Raw genomic sequence first — 17,486 nt, forward strand, 5'->3', positions numbered from 1 at the left:
GTATTTCATTAGGACAATTGGTAATAGCAAATGAAAGGGAGATGAGTTAGAAGATGTGTATTGCAATTCCTCTTAAGGTTATAGAGCTATATGATGAGGAGGCCTTGGTACATTATAAAGGGGTGAAGATGAAGGTGAATATACTTCTTTTAGAGGATGTTACATTGGGGGACTATGTTTTAGTTCATGCAGGCTGCGCCATAGAAAAATTGGATCGAGAAGAAGGGGAAAAGACCCAAATATTATTTGATGAATTATTTTATTCTAGAGATGAAGGTGAGATATGAAATCATTAGAAATAGATAAAGAAATAAGAATAATGGAGATTTGTGGGACACATACCATGTCAATTTTAAGAAGTGGAATAAAGGAACTTTTACCTAAGAATGTAAAACTAATTAGTGGGCCAGGATGTCCTGTATGTGTAACTAATTAAGGCTATATAGATGCCTGTATTGAATTAAGTGAAAGAGAAAATATAATAATAACAACTTTTGGAGATATGATTAATATTCCAGCAACTAGTAGTTCTTTAAAGATTCAGAGGGCGCTGGGTAATGATATACGAGTAGTATACTCACCCTTAGAAGCAGTGAATATTGCTAAAAAAAACCCTCATAAGGAAATAGTTTTTTTAGGGATAGGCTTTGAAACAACAGCTCCAACAATTGCTCTTGCCATAGAGAAATGTTATAAAGGTAGAATAGAAAATTTCAGCGTGTTTAGCGCTTTAAAAACTATGCCAGAAGTCATTAAAATGCTAATTAATAATAAAAATGTAAAAATAGATGGTATTATTTGCCCAGGACATGTAAGTACTATAATTGGAGAAAAATCTTTTAGTTTTATTAGTAATAAGTTCCATATACCAGCAGTGATAGCAGGGTTCGAGGATAAGGACGTCAAGGCAGCAATTTATTTGTTGGTAGATATGATAAGAGAAAATCAATTTGATATAAAGAACATATATGGCAGCTGTGTTAAATACGAAGGAAATAAAAAGGCTAAGGAACTAATGCAAAGGGTTTTTCAGTCCTCTAATAGTAAGTGGAGAGGCATAGGATTAATTAAAAGTAGTGGATTGAAAGTTAGCAACAAATATAGTCAATATGATGCGGAAATGAAGTTTAATATAAAAATGGAGGATAGTCCTTATTTAAAAGGATGCATCTGCGGAGATATATTAAGAGGTGAGAAAACTCCAGTAGATTGTAGATTTTTTGGAAAGGAATGTACCCCATATAATCCTATAGGCGTTTGCATGGTATCCGGAGAAGGAGCTTGTGGAATACATTATAAATATTTAAATCAAGGGTAAGAAAGGGGCTTTTTATGGATATTATCACATTAGCTCATGGAAGTGGAGGCAAAAAGACTCATGACCTTATTAATAAAATATTTTATAGACATTTTAATAATGAAATACTTATGCAGCAAGGAGATTCAAGTATAATTGAGAATATAGGTGGAAAAATTGCTGTAACAACAGATTCATATGTAATTAACCCAATATTTTTTCCAGGGGGAGATATAGGAAAGCTATCAATATGTGGAACGGTAAATGATTTGGCCGTTAGTGGAGCGATCCCTTTGTATATTACAGTAGGTTTCATAATGGAAGAGGGTTTAGAAATTAAAGACCTTGAGAGAATTGTTATATCCATGGCAGAAGCAGCAGAAAGATGTGGAGTTAAAATAATTGCTGGGGATACAAAGGTAGTCGAGAGAGGTAAGGGCGATAAGATTTACATCAATACTACTGGCATAGGAGTATTTGAAAATGATTTGGACTTAACAGGGGTAAGGATAAAGGTGGGAGATAAAATTATTGTAAGTGGTACTTTAGGAGATCATGGAATAACTATACTATGTGAAAGAGAAGAATTAAATTTTGAATCTCAAATAAAAAGTGACTGTAATTCACTACATTTATTAATTAAGGATATATTGAAAACTAGTAAAGACGTGAAATTTATTAGAGATATTACCAGAGGTGGACTAAGTACAACCCTTAAAGAAATAATGCAAGGAAAAGAAATGAGTATAGTCTTACATAAGAAAGATATTCCAATAAGAGAAGATGTAAGTGCTATTTGTGAAATATTGGGATTTGATCCTTTATATATAGCAAATGAGGGCAAGCTTGTTTTAATAGTTTCGGAGGATAATGCAAATAAAGTTATACAAACTATGAGAAATAATCCTCTAGGAAAAAATGCTGCTGTAGTGGGTGAAATAGTAAAAGATAAGGGTGGAAAAGTATATTTGAAAACTGAGATTAATGGTACAAGGACCTTAGATATGATTGAAGAAGATCTTATACCTAGAATATGTTAAGACATAGGGGTTATTTACTCCTGGATTCAACTAGTTAGATGCAAGACTTTCCTTGCTTTGCGTATAGGAAAGTCTTTTTTTGCCTATATGGGTACTATTGATTACATTAAAAGCTTGAAGTATAATATAACAAATAAACACATTATAACTTACGGTAGGGAGGAAAAGATGAGTAGAGAATTCGATAAAAATATGGTTCAATTGGTATCGCAACTTGCAACGAATTATAGGCAGAATTTTATTTTTTCATTATATGATTCTTGTAATTTAGCTAATAAAGATGAAATTATAGAAATTTTACATGAGTTGAGACAATTGATTTTTCCAGGCTTTTTTGAAAAGAAGAGATTATCAAATGATACAATAGAATATTATATAGGAGATCTTCTAATTAGTGTTGAGGAAAAATTACACAGGCAGATAAAATGTGTATTATTATATAAGAATCATCTCAATAATGAATCTGAGGATTCATATTTAGAAGAAAAAACAAATGAAATATGTTCAATATTTTTGAAGTTATTACCTGAAATACAAGCTCGTATTACTATAGATGTTCAAGCTGCATATGATGGAGACCCGGCTGCAAGCGATATAGAACAAATAATATTTTCATATCCCGGTATATTTGCAATTAGTATTTATAGAATAGCTCATGAACTTTATAAATTATCAGTACCATATATTCCAAGAATAATGACAGAATATGCACATAATGAAACTGGAATTGATATTAACTCAGGAGCTGAAATTGGAAAAAGCTTTTTTATAGACCATGGTACAGGTGTTGTTATTGGAGAAACTTGTGTTATTGGAGAGAATGTAAAAATATATCAAGGAGTGACATTAGGTGCTTTATCAACTAGAGGAGGACAAACTCTTCAAGGAGTAAAAAGACATCCAACAATAGAAGATAATGTAACTATATATTCAGGAGCTTCTATTTTAGGGGGAGAAACTGTTATTGGAAAAAATTCAATTATAGGTGGAAATGCTTTTATTACAAAATCAGTTCCAGAGGATACAAGAGTTAGTGTTCAAAATCCAGAGCTTAAATTTAAAAATAGTAAACCTAAAGAATTTGAACAAGAATTTATACTTGATTGGATTATATAACATCCATAGAGTTCGAAGGAGGAGGCCTATAAAGGCCTCCTCCTTAAAAAATAATTCTCTAAGAAAAATGATGATAACCTGTCTGAATTTAAGCGTATCTAAATTCCTCCATAATCTTAATGAATTTATGCTCTATATTTATAAATGCATCAACAATATCAGGGTCAAAATGCGTTCCTTTACTTTCTAAAATGATATTCTTAGCCTCATCATGTGTAAAGGCTGCTTTATAAATTCTTTTGCTGATAAGTGCATCGTACACATCGCTAAGTGCCATAAGCCGCCCTGATATAGGAATATCTTTTCCTGACAGACCCACTGGATATCCGGAGCCATCCCATTTTTCGTGATGAGTTAATGCAATTTCCTTAGCTAGGGTCAAGAATGAATCTTCACCTAATTCATTTATACCCACCATTAATGATTCTCCTCCATAAATTGTATGCTTTTTCATTTCTTCAAATTCTTCTGCAGTCAATCGCCCTGGCTTTAGTAGAATACTGTCCCTTACCCCTACTTTACCAATATCATGTAAGGGTGCTGATTTATAAAGGAGCTCAATATATTCATTTGTGAGTATATCTTTGTATTCCTGATTCTTGCGTAATTCAAGTGCCAATTCTTTGATATATTTTTGTGTCCTTTTTATATGAGCTCCGGTTTCTGGATCCCTTGTCTCAGCTAAAGCAGATAGGCAATAGATAGCAGCGGAGTTAGTTCTTTCAATAAGCTGGGTTCTTTCTTTAACCTTTTCTTCTAAAATAATATTCTGACTTTCCAATACTAGACGGGCTTCTTCAAGTCTAAGCTGAGTGGTAACTCGGGCCTTAACTTCAATAATTTCAAATGGCTTAGTAACATAATCTACTGCACCTAAGGAAAAACCTTTGCTTTTTGAATCACTATCAGTAATTGCTGATAGTAAAATAACAGGTATATGCTCTAAAGTTGGATTTTTCTTCAACTTTTTCAAAACCTCATATCCATCAAGCTCAGGCATCATAATATCTAAAAGAATTAAATCAGGTTTTTGCTCTTCAAGTAATTCAATGGCCTCAACACCATTAATAGCAATGATTAATTCATAATTATCCTGAAGGGCCTCCACTAGAATAACAATATTAATTTCTGTATCATCAACTATCATTATAGTTTTTTGTCTAATCATTATCTGACTCCTTTACAATAGTTATTAGGTCTTCAACTACAGATTTAGCTTCTTTAAAACGATAGCGGCCTACAAGAATTTTTATTTCGTTAATTTGTACTATGAAATTTGTATCTTCAGTATTTGAACTTAAATAGCTCATATTTTCTTTTATTTCTTTAGCACGAGCTTTTTGTAAAGCTTCCAATAATTTATTTAAAGCTTCCTGAATATTAAAATTGGAACTTAACTGTTTTTTCTCTAGAACCTTTTTTGGTACAACTTTTTTAATACTATCTATAAGATCTCCATTTAAAGCAGAAAGGGCCACAAGCTCTTTATTTAGACTATCATCATCATAGGATTCATATTGTTCTTCAAACTGAATAATAAATCTGTTGAGTTCTATGGCTCCTATGTTTCCGGTGACACCTTTAAGACTATGAATAAATCGTTTGGCTTCAGTATATTGCTTGTTAATCCTCATATCAGAGAACTCATTTACCAGGTTACTATAAGTAGAACAGTATCTATTTAATAAATCATAATAAAAAACTTTTTTATTCCCTAGTCGAAGTAAAGTTCTATTAAAATCTAAAATTTCAACATTTTCATTTGAGATTTTTGGTAAAGGGTTTTCTATAACTTTAGGACTAGTATCTGGGAGCCATTTTACAAGAGTTCGAAATAAAATATCTGGATTAATTGGTTTTGAAATATAATCATTCATACCAGACTTAATACTTCTCTCCCTATCACCATTAAGTGCATTAGCAGTCATTGATATAATAGGTAGCTCTAAACGTGAATAGGTTTCCCTTAGTATTTCTGTAGCTTTGTACCCATCCATGATTGGCATTTGCACATCCATAAGAACTGCATCAAATTTATTGGCGCGAATATGTTTGATTGCCTCTTCACCATTGCTGGCAATACTTACACAAATGCCAGCCTGTTCTAAAATGCTCTTTGCGACTAATTGATTAATATCATTATCTTCAACAAGTAGTATTTGCTTATCTTTAAGTGCTCTTTGAAACTTTTTAAGACTTTCTCCATTATATTCTTCGTCCTTTAATATTAGTATAGTTGGGACTTTATCAAACTGGATAATAAATTGGAAGGTAGAGCCTTCACCTAATTTACTCTCTATCCAGATTGAACCATCCATTAGATCAACCAGTTGCTTTGTTATTGTTAACCCAAGACCAGTTCCACCATATTTCCTAGTGGTAGAATTATCAGCCTGGGTAAATGCAGTAAATAGTCTTTCTATTTGCTCTTTTGTTAAGCCTATTCCTGTATCTGTAACACTAAAATTCAAACTGACTTTATTTTCAGTTTCATCGGCAATTCTAACCAAAACATTCACTTCACCTTGACTTGTGAACTTAATAGCATTTGTAGTCAAATTAGATATGATTTGTTCCAATCGGAGGGGATCTCCTTTCAGTACATTTGGTACGCCTTTGTAAATATCAAAGTTAATATCAATGCCTTTAGCAGTTGCTGAAGGTGTATATAGAGTAGTTATATTATCAAACACCGTATCCAAGTTAAAATTAATATTTTCTATTTCTAGTTTTTTAGCTTCTATCTTTGAAAAATCTAAAATATCATTAATAATTCTAAGTAATATTTTAGATGACTGTTCTATTTTGGAAATGTAATTTTTCTGAAGGTCATTTAAATCAGATTGACTGATTATGTGAGCAAGGCCCATAATTGCATTCATTGGTGTTCTAATTTCATGGCTCATATTTGCTAGGAATCAACTTTTGGCTAAGTTTGCTTCTTCTGCTTGTTCCTTAGCAACCTTAATCTCAACTTCAGTCTTTTTCCTTTCAGTTATATTCTGCAATACTCCAATAAACCTTTTAGCTTTTCCAAATTCATCTTTATTAATTGATTGGCCAACAAATGAAAGCCAAATAGTTGGATCTTCCTTTAGCCTAAATTCCGTATAGAAGTCTTTTCCTACCATGGTTAAATTATCTTCACTAAATTGTGTAGTAATTAATACATCATCTTCGTATATATAATCATCAAATTGTCCATTAAACTGAGTCCAATCACTTTCTTTTAAAAACCTCTGTTTATACTCTGGTGCATTAATTAATTTAAGAAAAATATCATTAACCACTAATATATTATTGATGCAATCTGAATCATATAAACCAATATTTGAAGCCTCCATAGAGATTCTGAATCTATCTTCTGAAATAGTTAGATTTTCTGTAACCTTAGTTAAAGCCTTGGTTCTCTCCTGTACACGACACTCAAGGTCGTCGTTTAAAACAGTTAGATGTTTTTGAGCTTTTCTACGTTCTTTAATCTCACAATTAAGTGTATCTACATTATTACGGATATTCGTAGCCATTGTATCAATAGTATTTGCAAGTACTCCAATTTCATCTTTACTTGACTTAAGATCATTTGGAATTTGAATAGAATTTATACCATTAGAACCTTCAATGATTTTCACCATACGGGTCAAAGGTTTTGCAACGAAATTTGTCATTTTATTTGCAAATATAAAAATCAAAAAAGAAATAATAATTGCACTACATAAAAATATAAGAAATAAAAGTTTTACTGCTTTTGAGAAATCTCCATGTTCTATAGGCATGGCTAAATATAGATTTTCAGTATTAGGTATTTGGCAGTAAACTAAATCATTTAAACTATCTTTTGAATTTATAGTATTTATTTCTCCGAAAGGCTTAGTATCAACATCTTTTATAAAGCTTTCAGTATCCAATATAGATGTTTGTTCTTCATTTGGATTTACAATTGCATTACCAAGAGAATCAAAAATCCATAGTTCATTTACTAGACCCATTTTTGTTTTACTTAATGAGTTAGCCACTTCTTTAACACCTACGTTAATAAGTAGTACTCCATTTACTGTTCCAGTATTATCTGTGATTTTTGCACCAGTAAAAACTATATATTCACCAAGCGTTTCATTGAAAATTGCTTGAGTTTTAGCTTTAGGGCTGTTCCCAGTTAATAAATCCTTCTCATAAACATCTGATGAGTTAATGTTATATGGATTATTTTCGTATTCTTCACCTGTTATAGATTTATACTTAATTGATAATATTAAATTCCCATCTTTAAGCATTTGATTATCAAGCTCTTGTTTAATAGCATCGATGTCCCCACTTTTAAATGTTTCTGTACTAGCAAGTATCTCTAGCATTTTGTTTTGATTATGAAACCTCTCACCTAAATATTGTGCTTGGCTATCAACAACATGACTACCTATATCACGAATAATTGGCTTAACATAAGTATTCATTTGGAAATACAAAAAAACACTTAATAAAATTAAAAGCATAAATACAAGCAAAGTATAGGTTGCTCTGAGTTTATCTTTATAGGATTTATTAATAAAATTTGTTTTAGACACAAAATCACTCCCTGTACAGTCTTTATGGGTTTAATTGTCACATAATATAAGGTTTTTAACAATATTATTTTAACAATGTAGTTGAAATGATATAATCTCTAAATTTCTTGGTAATAGGAGACATGTAGGAATCCTTAAGCCAACCCATATAAATAGTCTTATATCCAATGTCTTCTTTTATTTTGACAATAGAGAGGGTGTTTGTATTAATAAGAGGATTGTAAGGAACTATTGTAATACCAGCACCAGCAGCTACTAAGCCTCCTAGCATACTAGCTTGATTAGGTTGTAGAAAAATCTTAGGAGTATAGTTTATAAATTTAGAGTAAGAAAGCAACTTATCTTTATCTCCTTCACAAAATACAATAAAAGACTCATCTTTTAAGTCTTTTAAAGAAACATCTGTCTCATTAGAAAGAGGATGGTTTTTAGAGACAATCAAAACATACTTTTCTTTTTTTACTGGTACTGATGTAATTTCAGTATGTGCATGAAGTTGATCCACGTTATCATAAAAACCTATATCAATTTTCCCATCCTTTAAGTCATTTAATATTATTGGAATAGATTCATAATTAAATTGAAACTTAGTATCAGGGCAGGAAGTTAAAAAATCACTAATTATAAAAGGCATGAAATATGTACTTATGCAATAGGTGGATGCAATAGATATAATTCCTTTTTCAGGATTAGCCATATTTTGTAACTCGCGAATTCCTTTATCAATTTCAAGGAGAGCTATATTGGAATGCTTTAAAAATGATTTTCCAAAGGACGTAAGGGTAACACTGCGGTTATTTCTTTCAAATAAAGGTACATTTAATTCAGATTCTAATTTGGAAATTGCTTTACTTAAAGCTGGTTGAGTTACTGAGGCTAAAGCGGCAGCAAGAGTGAAATTTTCAGTTTCAGATATTTTCTTAAAATACTCTAATTGTTGTAAATTCATAAATAAACTCCTTATATATAACTTTTAGTTATGGTAATATGAATAATATCAATTGGACAAAATTAATTATTTGACTGTATAATCATAGGGTACAAGGATAAATATATATAAAAGTATTATAAATATTATTCATGTATATGTCAAAATTTATTAAAAATAAGATCAAATTGCAAGGAGAATATTATTATATGATGAATGTAAATACTGAAAAATGTATAGGCTGTGGACAATGCGTTAAGGATTGTTTTGCAAGGGACATAGAAATGGTTGATGATAAAGCTAAGATTAAGAATATAACCTGCTTTAAATGTGGACATTGTATTGCTATATGTCCTAAAGATGCAGTATCAACAGATGAGTACAACATGGAAGAAGTAAAGAATTATAATAAAGAAGAGTTTACAGTGGACTCTGATAATTTACTTAATTTCATTAAATTTAGAAGAACTGTAAGACAATTTAAGGATAAAGAAGTTGAATCCGAGAAAACTTCTAAGATTATAGAAGCAGGCAGATTTACTCAAACTGGTAGCAATATGCAGGATGTATCTTATATAGTAGTAAAAGATGGAATTGAAGAGCTTAAATCCTTAACATTAAAAAGTTTAAAGGAACTAGGAGAACATATGCTAGCTAATTTAACTCCTGAGACTATGGTATATAAGAGATACGCACAAATGTGGATAAAAATGTATGGAAAACATGAAGAAAATCCTAAGGAAAACGATGGATTATTCTTTAATGCTCCAGAAGTAATAATAGTTACAGCTAATTCACAGGTGAATGGAGCCTTGGCTTCTTCAAATATGGAGCTTATGACTAATGCATTAGGCCTTGGAATATTCTTTAGTGGATTCTTCGTAATGGCTGCACAGAAAGATAAAAAGATTGCTGAATTTATTGGACTTCAAGAAGGAAAGCAAATTGTAACATGTATGATAATAGGATATCCTAAAGTAAAATATTTAAGAACAACACCAAGAAAAGAAGCAGATATATCTTGGAAATAAAAATTGTTAAATAGTTAAAAGAGACCCTATAGAGTGGACAAGCGAAAAGTCCATTCCATAGGGTCTTTTTTATTCATTGTTTAGGTGATTATAATATTTAAAAGACCAAGCTTCAATTTCCTTAATGATTTTAGTAAGGTCTTTCCCCTTATCAGTAAGGTAATATTCAACTTTAGGTGGAGTTTGTGGATAGATTACCTTATTTATTAATTCAGCATTTTGCAATTCTTTAAGCTTTTCATTAAGTACCTTTTGACTTATTCCTGTAGTTATTCTTTGAAGCTCCAAGAATCTTTTAGGCTCATCATATAAATGACATAACAAAACAGCCTTCCATTTCCCTCGTATAAAGTCCATTCCGAAATCTAATAGACATATATATTCTTTTCCATTGCAGTGTATCATTAGTTAAACCACCTTTAGCTATTTGTATAAGAATAGGATTACTACATTAATAGTGTATTTTTAGACTAAGTAATTTAATAATAACAAATTACTATCATAAGGTAAACATAGACAGGCCGTTAAATCTTACTTAAAGGTAAGTCATCTTACTAAAAAGTGCCTACTTGTTAATTAAATTATGTGGCTATACAATGATCCTATGATTAAAAAATTATATGGAGGTATGTATTATGAAAGTGGTTGCGTTTAATGGAAGTCCTAGAAAGAATGGTAATACTTCTGAGGCGATAAAAGCTGTAGCAAAAGAGTTAGAAAAAGAGAATATTCAGGTTGAAATAATTCATGTAGGAAATAAAGTGATTAGTGGATGTTTGGCTTGTGGTGGATGCAGTAGAAATATGAATGAAAAATGTGTTATTGAAAATGATGAAGTTAATGGATGGATTCAAAAAATGAAAGAAGCTGATGGAATTATATTAGGCTCCCCTGTACATTATGCAGCTATAGGAGGAACTATGAAATCATTTTTAGATAGAGCATTTTTAGTAACATCTACAAATAAAGGAATGCTTAGACATAAAGTTGGTGCCAGTGTTGTAGCCGTAAGAAGAGCGGGAGGTATTCCAGTATTTGATCAACTAAATAATTATATTAATTATTCAGAAATGGTAATGCCTACATCAAATTATTGGAATGTAGTTTATGGTACGGGCCAAGGTGAGGCAACTCAAGATAAAGAAGGAATGCAAATCATGAGTGTTTTAGGTAAAAATATGGCCTGGTTAATGAATATTATTGATTTTGGACGAGATCATGTTAAAGCACCTGAGAGAGAAGATAAAACATTTATGAACTTTATTAGATAGAATTAAAAAAGAAAAATTAGCCACTTTAGATATAAATCTAAGGTGGCTTTTTTAGCATAAACTATTATCTTTATTAAGAAACTTCTCAATTATAGGTTATAATAATACTTAGAGAATTATGGAAATTAACACTATAGTTATAGTAGTTATTAATGAGAGGAGAGCTAAAGAATGACTGAAAAAGAAAAGATGATAAATGGTGAATTATATCTATCCTTTGGGGAGGAACTATTAAAAGAACGTCAAGATGCAAAGGAATTAATATTTGACTTCAATACTTTACGTCCAACAAAAATTGAGGAAGGTAAGGAGATTATAACAAAACTTTTTGGGGAAATAGGGAAGGAATTTTTTATTGAGCCTCCTTTTCGTTGTGATTATGGATACAATATCTCTGTTGGTAAAAATTTCTATTCGAATTATAATTGTATTATACTAGATTGTGCTAAGGTTACTATTGGAGATAACGTTTTGTTTGCACCAAATGTAAGTCTTTTTACGGCAGGTCATCCTATAGATGCAGAAATAAGAAACAGCGGAGTTGAATATGCATTTCCAATTACAATAGGTAATAATGTTTGGATAGGCGGAGGAGTTATTGTTACTCCTGGAGTGACAATCGGCGATAATGTTGTAATAGGTGCTGGAAGTGTAGTAACTAAAGATATACCAGCAGGCGTAATTGCGGTGGGTAATCCTTGCAAAGTTATTAGAGAAATTTCTGAGAATGATAAAAAATATTACTTTAAAAATAATAGAATGTAATTATGAGAAGGGAATTTTTGAAGAGTTTGTAAACTTCAAAAATTCCCTTTTGAATTAGTTATTCTTTTGTACTTCAATTAAAATTTGAGTTATGTATTTGTCGTAGCCTTTTACTGATGTTTCATCTAAAAGAAATTCTTCATAAGAGTATCTTCCTATATTTAAATTAGAATCTTTTAAAAAGTTCAGTATTATTTTATAGGTTTTGTTGATAAGTCTATAGTCTCCTCTATGATAGGCTATACAGTAAAGTCCTTTTGGCTTTGTAAAAGGAAAAGGAACATTATTAGAGGTATCTAGCCTTGTATATAAATAGGAGTAATTTTCATCTACACCTTTCAATATATTATCCTTACTAATCATTGCACCGATAGAATGACCAGAATTTAAGTGGTTTAAATTGCAGTAATTCATATGCTCAGATACAATTCTTGAATAATCCTGATGGCTTTTATTTTCAATTGATTTACTAAGAATTAAATACTCCTCATCTAAAAATTCTAAACTAATATTATGATAATCTATGCTACAAGCTTTTTCTGTTATAGCAATTTTTGTTTTCATAAGTTTGCGTATTCTCTTTAGATTTTCAATTTCATTATCCACTTGAATTATTTTATTTTCAAACAATTCCACAAGTGTGTTTGGGGTCCTATTATCAAGGTAATCTTTAATTTCCTTAAGGGGCATGTTTATTTCTTTTAAGCTAGTAATAACATTAAAGATATCAAATTGTTGATAGGAATAATATCGATACCCCTTATCATCTTTTAGTTCAGGAGAAAAAATACCAATAGCATCATAATGAAAAAGCGTTTGTTTTTTTACATTACATAGTTTTGCAAATTCTCCGGTAGTAAAATATTTATTTAAGTATTCATTCATTGCTAACTTCTCCTCTTGACTATACAGTAACAGTATACTTTATGATTATATAATAGTATTGTTTTGACAATATTTCAACAATAGATAAAAAGGAGCAAATATAAGTAATGAAATTAATATTAAAATATCTAAAAAATTATAAACTAATTCTAATGTTAAATATAGTATCAGTTTTTGGATTTGCATTAGTTGAATTAGGAATTCCAACGATAATAGCTAAAGTTATTGATGATGGAATAGCTAATAATGATATAGAGTATATAAAACGTATGGGCGTTATAATTGTGGCAATTTCAATAGTTGGGGTTATGGGGACAATATTATTAGGATACTGTTCTTCAAAAATTTCGAATAGTATAGCTAGAGATATAAGGAATGACATTTTTAAAAAATCTCAGGAATTTTCCCATAGTGAATATGATAAGTTTGGAATATCATCAATGATTACAAGAACAAGCAATGATGTTTTTCAATTGCTACAATTTATAAATACATTGTTAAGGATGGCATTACTTACACCGGTTATGGCTACGGTGAGTTTAATAATGATTATTAGGACCAGCTTAAGATTATCTGTAGTATTAGCTATAGTTGTACCATTCATAGTTCTTGGCGTAGTGGTTATTGCTAAGATAGCTCATCCTATGTCAGAAAAACAACAAAAAAAATTAGATGAATTAAATAGGATTTCAAGAGAAAATTTAACAGGTATAAGGGTAATTAGGGCTTTTGGAAACAATGACCATGAAAAACAAAGGTTTGAAGAAATTAACAATGATTATACAAGTATATCCAAGAAATTATATAAGCTTATGGCAATTTCTCAACCAATGTTCTTTTTATTGATAAATGTAGCTATTTTAGGTATATTTTGGATTTCAAGCAAAATGATAAATTTAGGAACTCTACAAGTTGGGCAATTAGTAGCATTTATAGAATATTTATTCCATGCTATGTTTTCTATTATGCTTTTTTCAATGGTCTTTATTATGTATCCAAAGGCGCAGGTTTCAGCTGATAGAATTCAAGAGATATTAGACGAAGATCCTATTATTAAAAATCCTAAAAAGGGTGTTAAAGACACAGAAATAAAGGGTATGATAGAATTTAATAATGTAACTTTTACTTACCCTCATGGAGAAGTACCAGTTTTAAATGATATCTCTTTCACTGCAAAAAAAGGAGAAACAGTAGCATTTATAGGAAGTACAGGTAGTGGGAAAAGCACCTTGATTAATCTAATTCCAAGATTTTATGATGTTACAGAAGGTAGCATAAAAATAGATGGGGTTGATGTACAAGAGTATGATCTAAAGGCATTACGTAAAAAGATTGGATTTATACCTCAGAAGGCCTTATTATTTACAGGCAGTATAGCCACCAATATCAAATTTGGTAAAAGGGATGCAGATAAAGGTCAAATTGAACATTCTGCTAAAGTAGCCCAAGCTTATGATTTTATAAAGCGTAAACCTAAGAAATTCGATGAACCAATAAGTGAGGGTGGATCTAATATGTCAGGAGGACAGAAGCAAAGATTAGCTATTGCAAGAGCGTTAGTTAGGAGGACTGAAATTTATATTTTTGATGATAGTTTTTCTGCCCTAGATTTTAAAACAGATGCAAATCTTAGAAAAAAATTAAAGGAAGAAACTAAGGAATCAGTAGTTTTAATAGTTGCTCAAAGGATAGGGTCCATAATTGATGCTGATAAAATTATAGTATTGAATGAGGGAGAAATTGTAGGGATAGGTACTCATAAAGAATTATTAAAATCCTGTGGAATCTACCACGAAATTGCATCATCTCAACTTACAGAGGAGGAACTTGCATAATGAAAAAATTAAAAGATACTATAATGAGAATTTCTCCCTTTGTAAGGCCGTATAGAATAGCATTTATGGGAGCCATGGTGTTTATAGTAATATCCACTAGTCTTACTGCTATCTCTCCAAAAATAGAGGGCTTAATAATAACTAGTCTCACAAAAGATATTATAGGTGTGGGGACAGGTACTAAGGGAGCTTTCGTTAACTTTGAATATATTTTAAGAGTATTAGTAGTATTGGCTTGTATATATTTAATAACAACAATAACAACATACTTAGCAAGTGTATTATTAACTAATTCTATTCAAAATACCATGAAAGCATTAAGAAATGCTCTTCAAGAGAAAATTAAAAAATTACCTATAAGTTATTTTGATAAAAATAGCTATGGTGATGTACTAAGTCGTATAACAAATGATATAGAGACTATTTCAAATTCTCTCCAACAGAGCTTTAGCCAGGTGATAAATTCAATACTAACACTGACTTTAGCCCTTGGAATGATGTTTACAATTAATATAAAGCTGGCATTATTAGCCCTTCTTATAATACCTTTAAGCTATTTAGTATCTAAGTTTATAGTTAGCAAATCACAAAAACTATTTCATAAACAGCAAAAGGCTTTAGGGGAAATGAACGGTAAAGTTCAAGAAATATATACTGGCTTTAATGAAATAAAACTATATGGAAAGCAAGAGGATGCTATAAAAGATTTTCAAAACATAAATGAAGAACTTTTTAATACTGGATTTAAGGCACAATTTATATCAAGTATAATGTCTCCATTAGTTTCATTAATAAGTTATCTAAGTGTTGCAGTTATTGGAGTTCTTGGAGCTGTATATGTTATAAGTGGAATAATCACAGTGGGTAATCTTCAAGCACTTATACGGTATATTTGGCAAATAAATCAACCTCTTTCCCAAGTAACTCAATTATCCGCTTCGATACAAGCAGCTTTTGCAGCACTTGAACGTGTATTTGAAATATTAAATGAAGAGGAAGAGGTTCCAGACAAGGTTGATTCGACAAAACTAGAAAAACCAAGTGGAAATGTTACTTTTGAACATGTTAGATTTGGGTATAATGATGATAGAATTTTAATAGAGGATTTAAGTGCAGAGATAAAAAGTGGTCAGATGGTTGCTATAGTCGGACCAACTGGAGCGGGCAAAACTACATTGATAAATTTATTAATGAGATTTTATGATATTAAAGGTGGAGCTATAAAAATAGATGGAGTGGATACTCGAGATATGAAACGTGAAGATTTACGCTCTTTATTTGGTATGGTTCTTCAGGACACTTGGTTATATAACGGAACAATTCATGAAAACATTGAATATGGAAGGTTTGGTGCGAGCACGGAAGAAATTATAGAAGCTGCCAAAATAGCTAATGTAGATCACTTTATTAAAACTCTTCCAGATGGGTATAACATGTTTTTAAATGAAGAGGCATCTAACATATCTCAAGGAGAAAAACAACTTTTGACAATAGCTAGGGCTATAATATCAGATCCAGCAATATTGATATTAGATGAAGCAACCAGCTCTGTTGATACTAGATTAGAGTTATTACTCCAAAAGGCTATGAGGAATATTATGAAAGGAAGAACTAGTTTTGTTATTGCACATAGGCTTTCAACTATTCGCAACGCAGATTTAATATTAGTTATAGATGAAGGTAATATTATAGAACAAGGAAATCATAATGAGCTAATGAAAAAGGGCGGGTTCTATGAAAATCTATATAATAGTCAATTTGGAAAACAGGAAGTTATTTAATATAATATAAACAGAATACATAAATGGGTGAGGAGTAGTATATGAAAAAATATTTAGCATTAGACATAGGCGGATCAGCTATTAAGTATGCAGTAGTTGATGAAGATATTAAACTAATGTGTAAGGGGAAAGAAAAGACACCTATGGACACTATAGAAAGTTTTGTGGAAGTTATAGGAAAAATATTTGATGCATTTGCAGATAGAATTGAAGGAATAGCAATTTCAATGCCAGGCGTTATTGATTCTAAAAAGGGATTTGCTGTCCATGGAGGTTCTTTAAGTTATATTAGAAATTGTAATATAATTGAAATACTACAGAGAAGGTGTCCTACTAAAATTCATCTAGAAAATGACGGGAAATGTGCTGCATTAGGTGAGTTTTGGAAGGGAAGTTTAAAAGGATGCAATGACGGTATTGTTATGGTATTAGGAACAGGTATTGGTGGAGGAATTATTTCTAATGGTGAGTTAGTTAAGGGAAATAATTTTTCAGCTGGGGAATTTTCATTTATAAGAACAAACAGTGAAAAGAGAAGTGATTATCATAATTTCTTTGGAGCTGAAAATGGAGTTAATTCATTAATTTCTGGCGTAGCTAGAAAGAAAAATGTACAAGCTAGAGAATTAGATGGAGTTAAAGTCTTTGAAATGGCTAATGAAGGTGATGAGGAAGTATTAGAAGTATTGGATAAGTATTGCGAAGGAATTGCGCTACAAATTCTTAATCTGCAAAATATACTAGATCCTGAAAAGGTAGCAATTGGTGGAGGAATAAGTGAACAACCGCTATTAATTAAATATATTGTTGATAATATTGAAAAAATTCACAATAGCAGCCCAAGAAATAATGTCCATCCAAAGGTGGTGCAGTGCACTTTCAATAATGATGCTAATATTATTGGTGCAATATATAACTATAGAGTAAATGAAAAACTATTAATTGGTAAATAAAATCATTTGTGGATATATAAAG

General features: G+C 30.8%; 15 protein-coding genes and 1 pseudogene. 10 read left to right on the forward strand and 6 right to left on the reverse strand.

Annotated features, from left to right (window positions below):
* Positions 1-53: 53 nt before the first annotated feature.
* From CLVI_RS09870 to epsC, 4 genes and pseudogenes are all read left to right on the forward strand, one after another.
* Positions 54-287 carry a HypC/HybG/HupF family hydrogenase formation chaperone gene (locus CLVI_RS09870; protein ID WP_106059967.1) on the forward strand — a complete coding sequence of 78 codons (234 nt, stop codon included), beginning with the start codon at positions 54-56 and terminating at the stop codon, positions 285-287.
* Positions 284-1,318: pseudogene (gene hypD, locus CLVI_RS09875) on the forward strand (hydrogenase formation protein HypD). Before CLVI_RS09870 ends, hypD begins: the two are co-directional and overlap by 4 nt.
* Before the next feature lie 14 nt (positions 1,319-1,332).
* Positions 1,333-2,337 (forward strand): hydrogenase expression/formation protein HypE, encoded by a 1,005-nt coding sequence (hypE, locus tag CLVI_RS09880; RefSeq protein WP_106059968.1) that lies wholly within the window; start codon positions 1,333-1,335, stop codon positions 2,335-2,337.
* Between the two features lie 168 nt (positions 2,338-2,505).
* Positions 2,506-3,453, forward strand: a complete 948-nt coding sequence (gene epsC / locus CLVI_RS09885) for a serine O-acetyltransferase EpsC (protein ID WP_106059969.1) — start codon at positions 2,506-2,508, stop codon at positions 3,451-3,453.
* An 88-nt stretch (positions 3,454-3,541) separates the two neighbouring features.
* Here epsC and CLVI_RS09890 read toward each other — a convergent pair whose 3' ends face one another.
* The 4 genes from CLVI_RS09890 to CLVI_RS09900 all read right to left on the reverse strand — a co-directional run bounded on the left by CLVI_RS09890 (position 3,542) and on the right by CLVI_RS09900 (position 8,964).
* The gene (locus tag CLVI_RS09890; RefSeq protein WP_106059970.1) at positions 3,542-4,621 is read right to left on the reverse strand and encodes an HD-GYP domain-containing protein; all 1,080 of its coding nucleotides are present in this window, start codon (positions 4,619-4,621) and stop codon (positions 3,542-3,544) included.
* Positions 4,614-6,359: an ATP-binding protein gene (locus CLVI_RS17855; protein ID WP_242980644.1), complete on the reverse strand. Its 1,746-nt coding sequence runs from the start codon at positions 6,357-6,359 to the stop codon at positions 4,614-4,616. The genes CLVI_RS09890 and CLVI_RS17855 overlap by 8 nt, the downstream gene beginning before the upstream one ends.
* A 12-nt stretch (positions 6,360-6,371) precedes the next feature.
* A complete protein-coding gene (locus tag CLVI_RS17860) occupies positions 6,372-8,015 on the reverse strand; it encodes a hypothetical protein (RefSeq protein ID WP_242980645.1) in 1,644 nt (547 codons plus the stop codon).
* Positions 8,016-8,079: 64 nt separating this feature from the next.
* On the reverse strand, positions 8,080-8,964 hold the full coding sequence (locus CLVI_RS09900; RefSeq protein WP_106059971.1) for a LysR family transcriptional regulator: 885 nt from the start codon (positions 8,962-8,964) through the stop codon (positions 8,080-8,082).
* 188 nt (positions 8,965-9,152) lie between these two features.
* Between CLVI_RS09900 and CLVI_RS09905 the strand changes: the two genes are divergently transcribed.
* Positions 9,153-9,974 carry a nitroreductase family protein gene (locus CLVI_RS09905; protein WP_106059972.1) on the forward strand — a complete coding sequence of 274 codons (822 nt, stop codon included), beginning with the start codon at positions 9,153-9,155 and terminating at the stop codon, positions 9,972-9,974.
* Between the two features lie 69 nt (positions 9,975-10,043).
* Here CLVI_RS09905 and CLVI_RS09910 read toward each other — a convergent pair whose 3' ends face one another.
* The gene (locus tag CLVI_RS09910) at positions 10,044-10,379 is read right to left on the reverse strand and encodes a winged helix-turn-helix transcriptional regulator (protein ID WP_106059973.1); all 336 of its coding nucleotides are present in this window, start codon (positions 10,377-10,379) and stop codon (positions 10,044-10,046) included.
* Positions 10,380-10,609: 230 nt separating this feature from the next.
* Here CLVI_RS09910 and CLVI_RS09915 point away from each other — a divergent pair, with 230 nt between their 5' ends.
* Together CLVI_RS09915 and CLVI_RS09920 are read left to right on the forward strand one after the other, a co-directional pair.
* Complete coding sequence (locus CLVI_RS09915) at positions 10,610-11,245, forward strand: flavodoxin family protein (protein WP_106059974.1); 636 nt, start codon at positions 10,610-10,612, stop codon at positions 11,243-11,245.
* A gap of 171 nt (positions 11,246-11,416) precedes the next feature.
* Positions 11,417-12,010 carry a sugar O-acetyltransferase gene (locus CLVI_RS09920; protein WP_106059975.1) on the forward strand — a complete coding sequence of 198 codons (594 nt, stop codon included), beginning with the start codon at positions 11,417-11,419 and terminating at the stop codon, positions 12,008-12,010.
* A gap of 54 nt (positions 12,011-12,064) precedes the next feature.
* Here the strand turns inward: CLVI_RS09920 and CLVI_RS09925 are convergent, their stop codons facing one another.
* Positions 12,065-12,895 carry a MerR family transcriptional regulator gene (locus tag CLVI_RS09925; RefSeq protein ID WP_106059976.1) on the reverse strand — a complete coding sequence of 277 codons (831 nt, stop codon included), beginning with the start codon at positions 12,893-12,895 and terminating at the stop codon, positions 12,065-12,067.
* Between the two features lie 107 nt (positions 12,896-13,002).
* On the opposite strand from CLVI_RS09925, the gene CLVI_RS09930 reads away from it, so the two are divergent.
* Genes CLVI_RS09930 through CLVI_RS09940 form a run of 3 tightly spaced genes read left to right on the forward strand, consistent with a single transcriptional unit; the run spans position 13,003 to position 17,464 of the window.
* Complete coding sequence (locus CLVI_RS09930) at positions 13,003-14,730, forward strand: ABC transporter ATP-binding protein (RefSeq protein WP_106059977.1); 1,728 nt, start codon at positions 13,003-13,005, stop codon at positions 14,728-14,730.
* The gene (locus CLVI_RS09935; protein WP_106059978.1) at positions 14,730-16,511 is read left to right on the forward strand and encodes an ABC transporter ATP-binding protein; all 1,782 of its coding nucleotides are present in this window, start codon (positions 14,730-14,732) and stop codon (positions 16,509-16,511) included. The genes CLVI_RS09930 and CLVI_RS09935 overlap by 1 nt, the downstream gene beginning before the upstream one ends.
* A gap of 41 nt (positions 16,512-16,552) precedes the next feature.
* Positions 16,553-17,464, forward strand: a complete 912-nt coding sequence (locus CLVI_RS09940) for an ROK family protein (RefSeq protein ID WP_106059979.1) — start codon at positions 16,553-16,555, stop codon at positions 17,462-17,464.
* Positions 17,465-17,486 lie beyond the last annotated feature (22 nt).

Origin of the sequence: Clostridium vincentii, assembly GCF_002995745.1 — a bacterium.
In the GTDB taxonomy this organism is placed as follows: Bacteria; Bacillota; Clostridia; order Clostridiales; family Clostridiaceae; genus Clostridium; species Clostridium vincentii.

Excerpts from the sequence above, each read along its gene's own strand:
- CLVI_RS09870 (WP_106059967.1), top strand. The coding sequence starts at position 54 with ATGTGTATTGCAATTCCTCTTAAGGTTATAGAGCTATATGATGAGGAG.
- hypE (WP_106059968.1), top strand. The coding sequence starts at position 1,333 with ATGGATATTATCACATTAGCTCATGGAAGTGGAGGCAAAAAGACTCAT.
- epsC (WP_106059969.1), top strand. The coding sequence starts at position 2,506 with ATGAGTAGAGAATTCGATAAAAATATGGTTCAATTGGTATCGCAACTT.
- CLVI_RS09890 (WP_106059970.1), bottom strand. The coding sequence starts at position 4,621 with ATGATTAGACAAAAAACTATAATGATAGTTGATGATACAGAAATTAAT.
- CLVI_RS17855 (WP_242980644.1), bottom strand. The coding sequence starts at position 6,359 with ATGAGCCATGAAATTAGAACACCAATGAATGCAATTATGGGCCTTGCT.
- CLVI_RS09900 (WP_106059971.1), bottom strand. The coding sequence starts at position 8,964 with ATGAATTTACAACAATTAGAGTATTTTAAGAAAATATCTGAAACTGAA.
- CLVI_RS09905 (WP_106059972.1), top strand. The coding sequence starts at position 9,153 with ATGATGAATGTAAATACTGAAAAATGTATAGGCTGTGGACAATGCGTT.
- CLVI_RS09910 (WP_106059973.1), bottom strand. The coding sequence starts at position 10,379 with ATGATACACTGCAATGGAAAAGAATATATATGTCTATTAGATTTCGGA.
- CLVI_RS09915 (WP_106059974.1), top strand. The coding sequence starts at position 10,610 with ATGAAAGTGGTTGCGTTTAATGGAAGTCCTAGAAAGAATGGTAATACT.
- CLVI_RS09920 (WP_106059975.1), top strand. The coding sequence starts at position 11,417 with ATGACTGAAAAAGAAAAGATGATAAATGGTGAATTATATCTATCCTTT.
- CLVI_RS09925 (WP_106059976.1), bottom strand. The coding sequence starts at position 12,895 with ATGAATGAATACTTAAATAAATATTTTACTACCGGAGAATTTGCAAAA.
- CLVI_RS09930 (WP_106059977.1), top strand. The coding sequence starts at position 13,003 with ATGAAATTAATATTAAAATATCTAAAAAATTATAAACTAATTCTAATG.
- CLVI_RS09935 (WP_106059978.1), top strand. The coding sequence starts at position 14,730 with ATGAAAAAATTAAAAGATACTATAATGAGAATTTCTCCCTTTGTAAGG.
- CLVI_RS09940 (WP_106059979.1), top strand. The coding sequence starts at position 16,553 with ATGAAAAAATATTTAGCATTAGACATAGGCGGATCAGCTATTAAGTAT.